Consider the following 15178-nt stretch of genomic DNA (forward strand, 5'->3'; position numbering starts at 1 on the left):
CGGCCGCGAACGGCGCGGGCTGCCGCGCGCTGGGGCGGCCTAGGAAGGAGGCATGAATTTTCTGCGGGCCGCGGCTCGAACGGACAGAACAGGCTATCATTTTGTTTAAACACATATAACATTATGTTCATTGACCCGAGTGCCGCATTCCCCACCGCTTCTCCGTCGGGGACAAGGCCGCGGCGACAGCGAAAGGATGACAGATGAACGGGCTTATTTTAAACAAACGACCGGTCAAACGCGTTATCATTTTAGACCGGCAGCAGCGGGGAACATTCTGGAAGCAAATCTGTCTGCTTAAGTTATGCATTGAAACTAGCTGGCGGATAAAAAAAATGAAGACTTTATTCCATTTCTCCTGCGCCTTGGTCGCCTGGTCGCTGCTGTCGCTGACCACCGCCGCCCACTCGGGCGAGTCCATCCTCAACCTGCCGAAAGAAGCTTTCCTGCAGATGGACGGCAAGCCAAGCCAGTACGGCTACAAAAAGCCGGGCGTCGATCTGCACAGCTACAGTGCCATCATCATCGAACCCCTGGCCTTCATCGGCAAGGACAGCGACGGACAGTGGAAACTGTTCAGCGTCGACGAACGCAATGAAGTCAGCCGCTATTACCAGCAGACCCTTAGCCACGAATTGCAGAAACTCGGCATCACGGTCACCGAACAGGCCGGTCCCGGCGTGCTGCGCCTGCGCACCGCGGTCACGTCCTTGAGTCAGGAACATCAGGGGTTCCAGGCCAGCGATCTGCTGCCGATCAAGGCCGTGTTCAATCTGGCACGTTACGCCGGAGGCATCGAACCCTATCTGGTACATATTGCCTCAATGGCCCAGCTTGAAGACGCGAACAGCGGCGAGCTGCTGGCCGGCGGCGTCGACCTGAAAAAAGAAGGCAAGCAGGCCAAGACGGCCACACAGGCCATCACTTTCGCCCTGATGAAGCCGATGCTGGATCGCTGGTGCGAGCAGAACGCGCAACTGCTGGCCAAGACCCTGCGGCGGCAGCCCTGAGCGGGTTTTACAGCTCGCGCAACACTTCGACCGGCGCGTGCCGCGTCACGCGCCGCACCAATGGCCAGCCGGCGAGAAGAACCACGCCGATGCCGGCTCCAACGCCCAGCGGCAGCAGGGCGACATCCAGCGTCGGCGGCAGGTTGAACAGCTTGCTTGCCGCCAGCGTACCCAGCGCCATCGCGCCCCCCCCGGCCAGCAAGCCGGCGAACGTACCCAACCACAGCAGTTCGGACACCACGACCAGGCGCACCTGACGCCGCGACGCGCCAATCGCGCGCAGCAAGGCGACATCGATCAGCCGTTCGTCGCGCGTAGTCGCCAACGCCGCCCACAGCACCAGCACACCCGCCGCCAGCGCCAGCGCGAACATCACCTCGATTGCGCGCGACAGGCGATCTATCATCGCGCGGACCTCGTCGAGAATCTCGCTCACATCGATCACGGTGATATTGGGGAAGCGCCGCACCAGCGACGCCACAAAAGCCTCGTCGCCCGGTGCCAGGTGAAAGCTGGTGATCCAGCTCGACGGCTGGTCCGAGAGCAGGCCGGGCGGCGCGAGCACAAAGAAGTTGGCGCGAAAACTGTCCCAGGCGACGGCGCGCAGGCTGGTCACCAGCGCTTCGTAGGGCGTTCCGCCGATATCGAAGGTCAGCGCGTCGCCAACGCGGATGCCCAGCTTTTCGGCAACGCCCGCCTCGACCGAGAATTGCGCGGCAGGGTGCGCATCGCGCCACCAGCGCCCGGCGGTCAAGACATTGCCGGGCGGAAGCGTCGAGCGCCAGGAAAGATTGAATTCGCGCTCGACCAAACGTCGCGCCTCGCCACTGCGATAGTCGCCGGCGGTCACGGCATGGTCATTGATTGCGGTCAAGCGCCCACGCACCATGGGAGCCAGTTCGGGGGCGATGCGCCCCACCCCGGCGAAGGCCGCCGCGAACGGCGCCCGCTGCGCCGGCTGCAGATTGATGACGAAATGGTTGGGCGCATCGGCGGGAATGCTCTGCTGCCAGGACCGGATCAGATCGTTGCGAACCACGGTCAGGGTCAGCAAGGCCATCAGCCCCACGGACAGGGCCGAGATCTGTATCACCGCCAGCCAGGGCCGGCGTGCGAGGCTGATGACACCGAGCCGCCAGCCTATCCGCCCGCGTCCCGACAGCGCGCGCGTAAGCGATACCAGGGCCAGGGCCAGCAGCGCCACGCCGCCGAAAAAGCCGGCGAAACCGGCCAGCATCCATAGTGCGAGTCCGGCATCGCCAACCTGCCACGCCGCCAGCCCGAGCAGGACGAACACCGCCATGATGGAGGTCGCGGCGCCCAGCCCGGTCGCGGGGGCTTCGGTGCGCAGCACCGCCAGCGGCGGCACCTGACGCAAACCGAGCAGCGGCGGCAGGGCAAGGCCGGCCAGCAGCACCAGTGCCGCCAGCGGCCCCGGCAAGAACATGAGCCCGCGAGGGTCCGGCAGGGCCGCCCCCAGCCAGGACAGGGTCATGCGCGCCAGCGCGCTCTGCAGCGCGAAACCGAGCAGGGTGCCAACCGTCCCGGCCCCGAGACCGAGCAGAACGAACAGCGAGGCAAACAGGGCCAGAACCTCGGACGAGGTCTGCCCGAGACAACGCAGCACCGCAACCGCCTGCCAGTGCCGCGCCAGATAGCGTCGTACCGCCAGCGAAACAGCGGCGGCGGCCAGCGCCACGGTCAGCATCGCCGTCAAGCCGAGAAAGCGGCGCGCGCGCGTCAGCGCAGTACGGACTTCGGGCCTGGCCTCCTCCACATCCTCGATACGGGTGCCGCGCTGCAAATACCCGGACCACGCCTGCCGCACCGAGGCGACGGCATCGGCACGCCCGGCCGCCATCAACCGCCAGCGTGCTCGACTGCCTTCCTGGATCAGGCCGGTCGCCGCCAGATCGCGCTGATTGATCACCAGCCGCGGAATGAAGTTGTACAGATCCATGGCGCCATCGGGCTCGCGCACGATTTCGGCGGTTAGCCGCAAACGCGTGCTGCCGATGGCGAGCATCGTGCCCGGCGCCACGCCGAGGCGCTGCATCAGTCGCGCATCCGCCCAGACGCTCCCCGGCAACGGATGCAAAGCGCCATGACTCGGACGGCCATCCGCCAGCCGCAGCCAGACCTCGCCACGCAAGGGGTAGCTGTCGCTGACCGCCTTCAGATTGGCCAGCGCAGTCTGTCCGTCGGCAAAGATCATGGAGGGAAAGCTGACGCTGCTCGCCGTTGCAAGGCCGGCGCCGCTGGCGGCGCGGGCAAACTGCGGCGCCAGCGGCGCGTCGCCGACCACGACCAGATCGGCGGCCAGCAGCTGCGTCGCCTGCGATGCCAACCCCTGCTCGACGCGGTCGGAAAAAAACGCCACGCTGCTCATCGCGGTCACGGCGATCACCAGCGCCAACGCGAGCACCGTCAGCTCGCCGCTCTGCAGCTCGCGCCGCACGAAACGCAGGATGAGGCCGAGGCGCGCCCTCATCGACCGGCCCCGACCAGGGTTCCGTCCACCAGGCGGTAGATCGCATCGCAGCGCCCCGCCAGCTCATTGTCGTGAGTGACCAGCACCAGCGCAGTCCCCTCTTCGGCATTGAGCTGGAACAGCAGGTCGATGATCTGCCGTCCATGCACGGGATCGAGGTTGCCGGTCGGCTCGTCGGCGAACAGCAGCGGCGGATGAATCACAAAAGCGCGCGCCAGCGCCACCCGCTGCTGTTCGCCGCCGGACAAATGGCGCGGATAGTGTTTGAGCCGGTGCGCGAGCCCGACACGGGTCAGCATCTGCGTCGCCACCTGCACCGCATCGCGCCGCCCGGCCAGTTCCAGGGGCAGCATCACGTTTTCCAGCGCCGACAGCTGCGCAAGCAATTGGAAATTCTGAAACACGAACCCGACGCGATCGCGCCGCAGAGCGGCGCGCTGATCCTCGTCCAGCTCCGACAACGGTCTGCCAAGCAGCATGACCTCGCCCTCGCTGGGGATGTCCAGGCCGGCCAGCAGCGACAGCAGCGTCGATTTGCCGGAACCGGAGGCGCCGACGATGGCAACGCTTTCTCCGCGCGCAACCGTGAGACTTGCCGAAGCGAGAATGGTGATGGACTCACCGTGCAGCTCGACTTGCTTGGCCAGCGCGGTAGCGGATAATACAGCCTTGTCGTCATATGTATTCATTGGATGCCCATGCTGCGTTCTCTGGCGGGTTTATCGTTTCTACTGCTGTCGGCCCTGCCTGTCTCGGCCGCCACCGTGCTGGTCTTTGGCGACAGCCTGTCCGCAGCGTACGGACTGGCGCCCGGCCAGGGCTGGGTCGACCTGCTGGCCCGCGACCTGGGCCCGCGCCATCGTGTCATCAACGCCAGCGTTTCGGGCGAGACCAGCGCCGGCGGCCTGACCCGCCTGCCGCAGACTCTCGCCCGCGTCCATCCCGACATCGTGGTCCTCGAGCTTGGCGGCAACGACGGATTGCGCGGCCTGCCGCTGCCCGAGATGGCCGTCAATCTCGAGCGCATGGTCGAACTCAGCCGACGCGCGGGTGCACGCGTCGTCCTGATCGGGCAGCAACTGCCGCCCAACTACGGGCAGAGCTATGGGGACGCCTTCCACGCCGTCTTTGACGCTCTCGCGCGGCGGCGGCGGCTGATCTACGTGCCGCTGCTCGTCGCCGGCTTCGAGCGCGATCTCGCACGCTTCCAGAGCGACGGTATCCATCCCCGCGCCGAAATGCAGCCGCGCATGATGCTAACGGTCAAAGCCAGGCTGCCATTGTAATACCGGAATGCACGCAATCGCCGCACGGGCGGCAAAGATGTCCGCAGCCGCAGGGCTTACGGCACGCCGAGACCGGCATTGCTTGATATTATCCATTCTCAATATCCCCCTCGCCGGGTTATATTCTTCTTACTCTCCGCGCACTGTCGCTGCGGCCCAACATGACAAGACAAGCCGACGCATGCCCTTTTCAGCCGCGCTCAAGCGCATCACCCTTCCTTACCGCGGCCTGCCCACAGCCGTGTATATCCAGGTCGTCTGTTGCCTGATCATCAATATGGGCGGTATGGCCAAACTGTTCCTGCCCCTGTACCTGCACGAGAGCTACGGTGTCGACTTCCGCAGCGTCGGCCTGATGATTTCAGCCTATGGCGCCGGGTCGCTGCTCGGCTCCTACAAAGGCGGCGCCTTGTCCGACCGCTTCGACCCCCGCATGCTCGCCCGAGTGTTTCTGACCCTCTCCGGCCTCTGCCTGGTGCTGCTCGGCACCGCCTTGCCCTTGCCTGCCTTTCTGCCGGTGCTGCTGGTCGCCGGCATTGCCGACGGCGCCTTCCGCCCGGTCAATCAGCGCCTGGCGCTCGAACCGTGCACCGAAGCGCGCCGGCCCGTCGCACAAGGCATGCTGCGCGTCGCCACCAATCTGGGGGTCGCCTTGTCGGGCATCACCGGCGGCCTGCTGGCTTCGGTCGGTTATCATTGGGTCTACCTCAGCGATGGCGTCAGTGCCCTGCTCGCCGTGATCTGGATGGTCTGGGCCTACCGCCGCCACCCGGCCCCTGGCATCGCCAGAAATGCGCCCAGTCGCCACGAGGTGGCGGGCAGACAAGGGCCGTGGCGAGACGGCGTGTTCCTGCGCCTGATGCTGGCCCTGATGATTGCGACCGCGATTTTCGACCAGACCTATACCACGCTCGGCCTGTTTCTCCGACGCGACTATCAGCTCGACCCGCGCTGGCTTGGCTATCTGTTCACCCTCAATGGCCTGATGGTGGTTTTTCTGCAGGTGCCGATCGCGCATCGCATGCAGGCCTGGGGGATGGGGCGCTGTGCTGCGCTCGGCGTTTTCCTCAACGGCGCCGGCTATTGTGTGCTCAATTTCGGCAATGGACCGCTGTGGGGCATACTGATGATGATCGCGATCACCTTCGGCGAGTTGCTGCTGTCCCCCTCGCTCGCCCAGTTGGTGATGCTGCGCTCGGAAGGGCGGCAGCGCGGGCGCTATATGGGTGTCTACAGCGCGGTCTGGAGCGGGCGCACGCTATACGCTCCCGCCCTCGGCACCTGGATCTACGCAAGTGCGGGCGGTGCGATGCTGTGGTGGGTGTGCGGCCTGGCCTCGATCGCGGCCCTTGCCGTGCAATCGCCGGCGATCAACGCCATTCTGCACCCGCAGCCGACCCCCGCCGACTGTCGCCCCTGACGCCGTCCTCTCCGACCCCGCCGATTGCGAAATTCAATCGTCTCGATATCAATTTACAATTGGCGGTAAAACGTTCAAATGCCTTATAAATTTGCATCTGCTAGGCGAGGCCAGTCGCAGGATGGCTTACGTCGCAAGCACTATGCAAAGGAGAAAACATGGCTGTACTCGTAGGGAAAAGCGCACCGTTTTTTGCTGACTCCGAAAAGACTTTCTCCGCAGTACTCGGAAACGGCGAAATCGTCGACGACTTCAGTTTCCATAAGACCACTTCCGGCAAATATGCCGTCGTATTCTTCTACCCGCTGGACTTCACCTTCGTCTGCCCGTCGGAACTGATCGCGTTCGATCACCGTCTGGAAGAATTCAAGAAGCGCAATGTCGAAGTCATCGGCATATCGATCGACAGCCAGTTCACCCATAGCGCCTGGCGTAACACGCCCGTCGAAAAGGGCGGCATCGGCCAGGTCGGTTACACGCTTGTCGCCGACCTCAAGCATGAGATTGCGCAGGCCTTCGACGTCGAGACGGCAGGCGGTGTCGCTTTCCGCGGCACCTTCCTGATCGATCGCGCCGGCCAGGTGCGTCACCAGGTGGTCAATGACCTGCCGCTGGGTCGCAATATCGACGAAGCGCTGCGCATGGTCGACGCGCTGCAATTCTTCGAAGAACACGGCGAAGTGTGCCCGGCGGGTTGGAACAAGGGCAAAAAGGGGATGAAGGCCGATACGGCCGGCGTTGCCGCCTACCTCGCCGAAAACGCGAAGGACCTGTAAAAGATATCGCCGCGGGACGTTCTATATCCCGCAAAAAAGGGAAACCGCTGCAAACAACATAAAAACAAGCCCCCCCTTCCTCTGGAAGAGGGGGGGTTTCGCTTTATGGCCGCCTCCTTTTTCCCCTTTGTGCCGCACGGGCTATGAGTAGAACGCCGGAGCATGCCGCCAGGCTCCCCAAGCCACGGGATCGTGACCGACGATGACCTCCGCTCCGTTCTCGCGGGCGATCCGCCTGATCGCCTGCATGCTGGCCCGGCTCGTCTCCGCATCCCAGACCAGACCCGGTGGAATGTCCTCCTCCAGATTTTCCGTCGTGTAGCAGGCATCGCCGGTCAGCACGAAACGCTTGCCGCTGGCAAGACGAATCAGGAAGGACTGATGACCTGGCGTGTGCCCCGGCGTGGGAAACGCACAGACGCTGCCGTCACCGAACAGATCGAATTCACCGTCGATGCACAGCCACTGCCTGGCCGCGATGCCGGTCAGGTCGGCCTGGATATAAGCCCCGTGCTGAGTGTTCGCTTCGCTGAACGCCCAATCGTACTCGCGCTGCTGGACGACGAGGCGTGCTCCGGGAAAGGACTTGATCCCGCCCGCGTGATCCAGGTGCAGATGCGACAGAACGATGTGCGTCACCGCTTCCGGCGCGCAGCCCAGCGCGGCCAGCTGATTCACGACATAGTCGGACGGGCCCATCCGCGGGTAATAGGCGTCGACGGCGCTTCCCCAATGCTCGCGCGGATTCGCGCACACCTTGATCGAATTGCCGGTATCGAGCAGCACCCTCGCGCCGTCATGTTCGACGAAGAAAAACGGAACGGGGACGGTAAAGGCTTCGCCCTGCCCACGGTTCAGGGTGAAGTAGTGTTTTTCGCTCTCCAGCACTCCGGAGGACAAAAAATAAAGCCTGGTCTGCGACATGATCATTTCAATCCGTATGCCGTTTCGTCGGGGGTTACCACGCGCGTTCGTAGATGGCCGTGACATCGGCCAACCCGAGTTCGCACGGGTTGTTGTCCAGCAGCCGCGTCTGCAGCATGGCGGCGGCGGCCATGGCCGGAATGTCCTGCTCGGCCACGCCGACATCGCGCAGGCGGCTCGGCAATCCCGATGCCGCGATCAGCGTTTCAAAATGGCGAACCCAGGCTTCCGAGCGCTCCGCGACCGACCCGCGCAAGGGAACGGGCAGAACCTCGTCGGCCAGTTGCGCATACAGATCCGCACAACGCGTGCTGTTGTGACGCAGGACATGCGGCAACACCAGCGCATTGGACAGACCGTGCGCAACATGGAACAGGCCGCCGATCGGATAGGCCAGCGCATGTACGGCCGCTACCGGCGCATTGGCGAAGGCCTGCCCGGCCAGCATGGCGCCCAGCAGCATATCTTCCCGGGCCCGCAGGTCCTGTCCGAAGCGGCAGGCCTTGAGCAGGCTGCGGCCGAGCAGGCGCAGGGCATTGATCGCCAGTTGGTCCGACAACGGATTCTTGCGATGGCGGCTGGTGAAAGCCTCGATGGCGTGCACCATGGCATCGATTCCGGTCGCTGCCGTGACGCTTGCGGGCAGCCCCAGCGTCAGGTCGGCATCTAGAACCACCAGGTCGGCATACAAGGTGTTGTCCACAATGCCGCTCTTGGTCGTCTCGCCGGTGGTGACGATCGATATCGGCGTGACTTCGGAACCGGTCCCGGCCGTCGTCGGGATCTGCACCAGCGGCAGACGTCCGCCACCGACCTTGTCGATGCCATACATATCGGACAAAGGCCGGTCGCTGGCCAGCAGCACGGCAACGAGCTTGGCCACATCGAGCGAGGAACCTCCGCCCAGCCCGATCACCAGCCGGCAATCGAGCGAGCGCGCGCGCGCGGCGATATCCAGCACCACCCGTTCCGGCGGGTCGGCCTGCACGTCGGCGATCACGTCGACCCGCCAGCCTGCCGACTCGAGACTCTCCAGGGCCGGGGCGAGCAATCCGCTCTGAAGCAAACCGGCATCGGTCACGATGCACGCCTGACGCTCCTTGAAGCGCGGAGCCAGTATTTCGCCCAGCCGCGCGGCGGCCCCCACCTGCACCACGATGTGGGGGACGGTATGAAACTCATAAGAAGTCATGAAGGCATTCCAAGGGTAGAAAAATAGCGGGCGCCGATCGCCGACGGCGGTCGGATGCCATAAAAATGCCCCCCTTCCTTGCGGAAGCGGGGGCGTGCGGCGCGAGTCGGAACTTACTCGCCGGCGTCGAGCAGCGAGCGCTCGAGGATGTCGAGCGCCTCTTCCAGCACCGTGTCTTCAATCGTCAGCGGGCACAGGAAGCGGATCACATTGCCGTAGACGCCACACGACAGCAAGATCAGCCCCAGCTCGAGCGCCCGCGCCTTCACGCGCCCCAGGAAAGCCTGCGCCGGCTCGCCGTCTTGCATGAACTCGACCGCGACCATCGCGCCCGGGCCGCGCACGTCGGCAATCTGGGGCACGCGTGCCGCCAGTGCGCCCAGCCGTGCCTTGATGCGGGCACCAATGGCATCGGCACGCCGGCACAAGTCTTCGTCTTCGATGACGTCCAGTACCGCCAGCGCGGCGGCGATCGCCACCGGATTGCCGCCATAGGTGCCGCCCAGACCGCCGACTACGGGCGCATCCATCAATGCGGCGCGACCGACCACGCCGGACAGGGGCAGCCCGCCGGCCAGCGATTTGGCGATACACATCAGATCGGGCTTGACGTCGAAATACTCCATGGCAAACAGCTTGCCGGTCCGCGCGAAGCCGGACTGGACTTCGTCGGCGATCAGCAGGATGCCGTGCCGGTCGCACAGAGCACGCAGCGCGTGCATGAATTCGGCCGGCGCGGGCACGAAGCCCCCCTCGCCCTGCACCGGCTCGATCAGGATGGCGGCCACTTCCTGCGCCGCGATATCGTATTTGAACAGGGCTTCCACACTGGCCAGCGCATCGGCGCAGCTGATCCCATGCAGCGCGTTGGGATAGGCGGCATGGTAGACGCCCCCCGCCAGCGGGCCGAAACCGATCTTGTACGGTGCAACCTTGCCGGTCAGCGCCATGGTCAGATTCGTGCGGCCATGGAAACCGCCGTTGAAGGAGATGATGCCGGGACGGCCGGTGGCGGCGCGGGCGATTTTCACCGCGTTTTCGACCGCTTCGGCACCGGTGGTCACAAACAGCGACTTGGCCGGTCCCTCGATCGGCGCCAGCGCGTTCAGACGCTCGGCCAGTTCGACATAGCCGGCGTAGGGCAGCACCTGATAACAGGTGTGCGAGAACTGATCGAGTTGCGCCTTGGCTGCCGCCTGCACCCTGGGGTGCAGGTGCCCGGTGTTCAAAACGGCGATCCCGGCGGCGAAATCGATGTAGCGTCGCCCTTCCCCATCCCATACTTCGGCGTTTTTCGCGCGCACCGGGTAGATATCGGTCGCAACACCGACTCCAAGCGAGGTGGCGGCCCGGCGCCGCTGCGCCAAGCTCGTATTGTCGATCAACGTTTGCCTGTCCATCTGTCGGATCCTATCCAAGTGAAGCGCGGCGGGCACGACGCCCGTCGCAGTAAACAGCCTCCTAAGCCCCGGGCAAGGAGGAACGCAGTTTCTCGGCCCTGCCGCGCAGGAATTCGAGCGCCAGCAGCATGCACACCGAAATGGCGATCAGTATCGTCGCCACGGCGGCGATGGTCGGGCTGATATTCTCGCGAATGCCGCTGAACATCTGCCGCGGCAAGGTCGTCTGTTCCGGCCCCGCCAGAAACAGCGTGACCACCACCTCGTCGAAAGAGGTGCCGAATGCGAACAAGGCCCCCGAGACCACGCCGGGGGCGATCAGCGGCAAGGTGATGCGGAAAAACGCATGCAGCGGCGTTGAGCCAAGGCTGCTGGCCGCGCGCAGCAAGTTGGTATTGAAGCCCTGCAAGGTCGCGCTGACGGTAATGATGACGAAGGGAACGCCGAGCGCAGCGTGGGTCATGATCAGCAGACCGTAGCCGCTGGTCAGGCCGAGCGGAGCAAAAAACAGATAGCTGGCAACGCCGAGAATGACCACGGGCACCACCATCGGCGAGATCAGCACGCCCATCAGCAGCGCCTTGCCGCGAAAGCGCGCCCGGGTCAGACCGACCGCGGCCATGGTTCCGAGCAAGGTCGCCACGACCGTCGCCGACGGTGCGACGATGGCGCTGTTCTTAAGCGAATTCATCCATTCCGGCGAATGGAAAAAGTCCTGATACCAGCGCAGGGAAAATCCTGTCAGCGGATAGAGCAGAAACTCGCTCGAATTGAACGACAACGGCACGATCACGAGGATGGGCAGCACCAGGAACAGCAGCACCAGCGCGCAGATGACGCGGAAGGTGTAGTACCAGATGCGTTCGGGCAGCGTGACGAAGGATTGCATGGCGGTCTCCGTTGGCGGGGCTCAGCCCAGTTGCAGTCGGTTGGCGCCGATGAGGCGGTTGTACACGGCGTACAGGATGAGTGTCGCCAGCAGCAGCAGCGTCCCCAGCGAAGTGGCCATGCCCCAGTTGACGGTGGTATTGGTATAGAAGGCGACGAAATAACTGACCATCTGATCCTTCGGGCCGCCGAGCAAGGCCGGCGTGATGTAATAGCCGATACTGAGGATAAACACCAGCAGGCCGCCCGCCGCCAGTCCGGCGACGGTCTGCGGAAAATAGACGCGCCAGAAGCTGAGGATGGGGTGGCTGCCCAGCGAAATCGCCGCCCGCATATAGCTGGGTGAAATCCCGCGCATCACGCTATAGATGGGCAGAATCATGAACGGCAGCAGGATATGGACCATGGAGATGTAGACGCCGGTACGGTTGAACACCAGCTCCAGCGGTTCGCGCGTCAGGCCTAGCCCGATCAGCGCCGAATTGATCAGCCCCCCGGATTGCAGCAGCACGATCCAGGCGGCGACACGCACCAGCACCGATGTCCAGAACGGCAGCAGCACCAGAATCATCAGCAGATTGCTCTTGCGCGTCGGCAGCGTCGCCAGCAGGTAGGCCACCGGAAAGCCCAGCAGAACGCACACCAGGGTCACGACCAGACTCATGCCGAAAGTACGCGCGAACACATCGAGATAGATCGCGCGGTCCGGCTCGGAATGCACGACTTCGCCCTGATCGTTGACATTGTGGTCGAGCGAGGCCAGCAGGTAAAACGGCGTCGTGGGAGAGGCATTGCGCGCAATCGCGTGCCAGTAGGCAGGATCGCCCCAGCGATCGTCGACCGTCAACAGCGCGGCGCGGGCAGACGGCGCCGCACGCTCTTCGGGCAAATGCCGCACCGTCTTCATCACCAGGCTGCGATAGCCGGCGATTTCCATATTCAGTCGTTTGCCGGCCGCGGCCAGCGCGTATCCGTCTCCGCCTGCGCGGGTCAGATCGGACAGCAGCGCGCGGCTGGTGGCCTCATCCGGCATGGTCTTGCCATTCCAGTGCTTGAGCGCCTGCAAGGTGGCGGGCATCACGCGCACCACTTCCGGGTTGCTCACGCTTTGCCGCAACATGGCGGCGATAGGCAGCATGAAGGTCACGATCAAAAACAGCAGCAGGGGCAGGATCAGCGCCAGCGACTTCAGCTGGCTGACGCGTTCGATGCGGCGCAGCTGCGCCTTCATCGGCACCCCGGTATTCGTCAGCAGCACGGCAGGACTCATATCGCTCATCGTCGTCTCGCTCGCATGAAGGGCCCGGTCGGCACCCCGGCCGGGCCACGGTAAAACAGCCGCTTACTTGGCTGCCCAGGCGTTGAAGCGTTGCTCGAGTTCTTCGCCGTTATCCACCCAGAATTGCACGTTAAGTGCCATGGCATTCTTGATGTTGGCGGCCGCGGTCGGCAAGTCGGCCTGCACGGCCTTGCTCAGCAGGGGCAATGCCTTGACGTTGGTCGGACCATAGGCGATGTTCTCGGAATAGATCTTCTGGTATTGCGGCTTGCTGGCAAAAGCGATGTACTTCAATGCTTCAGCCTTCTTGGGCGAGCCCTTGACGATGGCCCAGGAGTCGACATCGTAGATGCTGCCGCCCCAGACAATCTTCAGGTTTTTGTTGCCATCCTTCTGCGCCAGCGCGATGCGGCCGTTGTATGCCGAGCTCATGACCACGTCGCCGGATGCCAGGAACTGGGCCGGTTGAGCACCGGCATCCCACCACTGGATCGCCGGCTTGATCTGATCGAGCTTCTTGAACGCGCGATCGACACCGGCCTTGGTCGCCAGCACCTTGTACACATCGGCCGGCTTCACCCCGTCGGCGAGCAGGGCGAATTCCAGCGTGTACTTGGCCCCCTTGCGCAGGCCGCGCTTGCCCGGAAATTTCTTCAGATCCCAGAAATCCTTCCAGCCGGTCGGCGTTCCCTTCAGCTTGGCGGCGTTATACGTCAGCGCCGTCGACCACACAAAAATACCGGCGCCGCACTGGCTGACCGCGGCCGGAACGAAATCTTTCTTGTTGCCGATCTGGCTCCAGTCCAGCTTCTCGAACAGTCCTTCGTCGCAGCCGCGGATCAGTTCCGGCGTTTCCACCTCGACCACGTCCCAGCCGATATTGCCGGCTTCGACCATGGCCTTGATCTTGGCCATCTCGCCGTTGTACTCGCCGGTCACCAGATGGACGCCGCTCGTCTTCTGGAACGGGCCGTAATAGGCCTTGACCTGGGCATCCTTGTTCGATCCGCCAAAGGAGATCAGAGTGAGATCGGTGGCGGCATGCGCGGCCAGCGGGATCAGACAGCTCAGGGCGAGCCACTTGGGAGCGTTAAACGTCATGTCGGGTTTCCTCACAGCAATAAATGAACACAAAGTCCTGATTTCTGCACAAACCGCCCCGCGCCGGGGATACGACCGGCGAGGGCGGACATCCTGCACGTCTCAGATCGGGTCGAGCGCGCGCGCATGTTCCACCGACCATCCCAGCGGGACCACATCGTCTTCGCGCAGATGCGTATCGAGCTGGTTGATCGGCATCTTCACGATGAAATCGGGGTTGCCGCAGACCTCCATGCGGATGCGGACGTGGTCGCCAAGATAGATGAACTCCTGAATGCGACCGTTGAAACGATTACTGGAATCGTGCGAGGCCCCGTTGATCAGGACCCGTTCCGGACGGATGGAAACCGACACGGCCCCGCCGACCTCGCCGATATTGGTCGCGCGCGCGGTCACCCGTTCGCCGTAAGGCAGCTGAATCTCGCAGGTTTCGCCGTGGCGCTGCAACAGGGTGCCGTTCAGCTGGTTGTTTTCGCCGATAAAGTTGGCAACGAAGGAGCTTCTCGGATGCTCGTACAGGCCGAGCGGGGTATCGATCTGCCGGATTTCGCCGTCGTGGAAAACGGCGACCCGGTCGGACATGGTGAGCGCTTCGCTCTGATCATGTGTCACATAGACCACGGTGACACCCAGCTGCTTGTGGATATGCTTGATCTCGATCTGCATGTGCTCGCGCAACTGCTTGTCGAGCGCACCGAGCGGCTCATCCATCAACACCAGCTTGGGCTCGAACACCAGCGCGCGCGCCAGCGCCACCCGCTGCTGCTGCCCCCCCGACAGTTGCGCCGGGTAGCGGTGCGCATACTTGTCCAGTTCGATCATGGACAGCGCACGCGCAACCTTGCTGCGTATGGTCAGGCTGTCGAGTTTGCGCACCTTGAGCGGAAAGGCCAGATTCTCTTCTACGGTCAGATGCGGGAACAGCGCGTAGTTCTGAAACACCATGCCGATGTCGCGCTTGTGCGGCGGCACGCGATTGAGCGAACGCCCTTCAAGCACGATATCGCCGGAAGACGGTTCTTCGAAGCCGGCCAGTATCATCAGGCTGGTCGTCTTGCCCGAGCCGGACGGACCGAGCAGGGTCAGAAATTCGCCGCGGCGAATATCCAGATTGAGGTTTTTGACGATCAACGCATCGCCATCGTAACTTTTTTGTACATTGCGGAAGCTGACGATGGGAGCGTCGGTTTCGATCTGACTCATTTCGCAATCCTCTCGGGCCGGTTCGGACAGGATTGATTCCCTGCCACGACATGCATCCATCATCGGCGCACGCCGGCATGCGTCACATCAGTCTGAGCGGATTTTTCTGTCAGAAAAAAAGGCAGTCTCGTGTAGGAATCGCCCTACACGAAGCCGTGCCTGGACGGCGGGAAGAAAAGGCCGCGACCGCCGGTGTGCGGACGCGAGG

At 63.6% G+C, this 15178-nt stretch carries 13 protein-coding genes; 4 read left to right on the forward strand and 9 right to left on the reverse strand.

Going from position 1 to position 15178, the window contains the following annotated elements; genetic code table 11:
• Positions 1-335: 335 nt before the first annotated feature.
• Complete coding sequence (locus G520_RS0108170; RefSeq protein ID WP_028535219.1) at positions 336-1010, forward strand: DUF3313 domain-containing protein; 675 nt, start codon at positions 336-338, stop codon at positions 1008-1010.
• 7 nt (positions 1011-1017) lie between these two features.
• On the opposite strand, the gene G520_RS0108175 is transcribed toward G520_RS0108170, so the two are convergent.
• Both G520_RS0108175 and G520_RS0108180 read right to left on the reverse strand, forming a co-directional pair.
• Positions 1018-3501 (reverse strand): ABC transporter permease, encoded by a 2484-nt coding sequence (locus G520_RS0108175; protein ID WP_036665793.1) that lies wholly within the window; start codon positions 3499-3501, stop codon positions 1018-1020.
• Positions 3498-4190 carry an ABC transporter ATP-binding protein gene (locus tag G520_RS0108180; RefSeq protein ID WP_028535221.1) on the reverse strand — a complete coding sequence of 231 codons (693 nt, stop codon included), beginning with the start codon at positions 4188-4190 and terminating at the stop codon, positions 3498-3500. Before G520_RS0108180 ends, G520_RS0108175 begins: the two co-directional genes overlap by 4 nt.
• A 9-nt stretch (positions 4191-4199) precedes the next feature.
• On the opposite strand from G520_RS0108180, the gene G520_RS0108185 reads away from it, so the two are divergent.
• The 3 genes from G520_RS0108185 (at position 4200) to G520_RS0108195 (ending at position 6983) form a co-directional block, all read left to right on the forward strand.
• The gene (locus G520_RS0108185; protein WP_028535222.1) at positions 4200-4787 is read left to right on the forward strand and encodes an arylesterase; all 588 of its coding nucleotides are present in this window, start codon (positions 4200-4202) and stop codon (positions 4785-4787) included.
• A 181-nt stretch (positions 4788-4968) separates the two neighbouring features.
• Positions 4969-6207, forward strand: coding sequence for an MFS transporter (locus tag G520_RS0108190; protein WP_028535223.1), 1239 nt, complete (start codon positions 4969-4971; stop codon positions 6205-6207).
• Between the two features lie 158 nt (positions 6208-6365).
• A complete protein-coding gene (locus G520_RS0108195) occupies positions 6366-6983 on the forward strand; it encodes a peroxiredoxin (RefSeq protein WP_028535224.1) in 618 nt (205 codons plus the stop codon).
• A 141-nt stretch (positions 6984-7124) separates the two neighbouring features.
• Here G520_RS0108195 and G520_RS0108200 read toward each other — a convergent pair whose 3' ends face one another.
• From G520_RS0108200 to G520_RS0108230, 7 genes are all read right to left on the reverse strand, one after another.
• Entirely contained in the window at positions 7125-7907 is a 783-nt protein-coding gene (locus tag G520_RS0108200; protein WP_028535225.1) for an N-acyl homoserine lactonase family protein, read from the reverse strand.
• Between the two features lie 34 nt (positions 7908-7941).
• Positions 7942-9099 (reverse strand): iron-containing alcohol dehydrogenase, encoded by a 1158-nt coding sequence (locus tag G520_RS0108205; protein WP_028535226.1) that lies wholly within the window; start codon positions 9097-9099, stop codon positions 7942-7944.
• Between the two features lie 113 nt (positions 9100-9212).
• A complete protein-coding gene (gabT, locus tag G520_RS0108210) occupies positions 9213-10499 on the reverse strand; it encodes a 4-aminobutyrate--2-oxoglutarate transaminase (RefSeq protein ID WP_156876908.1) in 1287 nt (428 codons plus the stop codon).
• Positions 10500-10560: 61 nt separating this feature from the next.
• Positions 10561-11388, reverse strand: coding sequence for an ABC transporter permease (locus G520_RS0108215; protein ID WP_028535228.1), 828 nt, complete (start codon positions 11386-11388; stop codon positions 10561-10563).
• A 21-nt stretch (positions 11389-11409) separates the two neighbouring features.
• Positions 11410-12666 (reverse strand): ABC transporter permease, encoded by a 1257-nt coding sequence (locus G520_RS0108220; protein ID WP_211222788.1) that lies wholly within the window; start codon positions 12664-12666, stop codon positions 11410-11412.
• A gap of 63 nt (positions 12667-12729) precedes the next feature.
• Positions 12730-13767, reverse strand: coding sequence for an ABC transporter substrate-binding protein (locus tag G520_RS0108225; RefSeq protein ID WP_028535230.1), 1038 nt, complete (start codon positions 13765-13767; stop codon positions 12730-12732).
• 102 nt (positions 13768-13869) lie between these two features.
• Positions 13870-14970 carry an ABC transporter ATP-binding protein gene (locus G520_RS0108230; RefSeq protein ID WP_028535231.1) on the reverse strand — a complete coding sequence of 367 codons (1101 nt, stop codon included), beginning with the start codon at positions 14968-14970 and terminating at the stop codon, positions 13870-13872.
• Between the last annotated feature and the right edge of the window lie 208 nt (positions 14971-15178).

Source organism: Paludibacterium yongneupense DSM 18731, from assembly GCF_000422925.1.
GTDB classification, from domain to species: domain Bacteria; phylum Pseudomonadota; class Gammaproteobacteria; order Burkholderiales; family Chromobacteriaceae; genus Paludibacterium; species Paludibacterium yongneupense.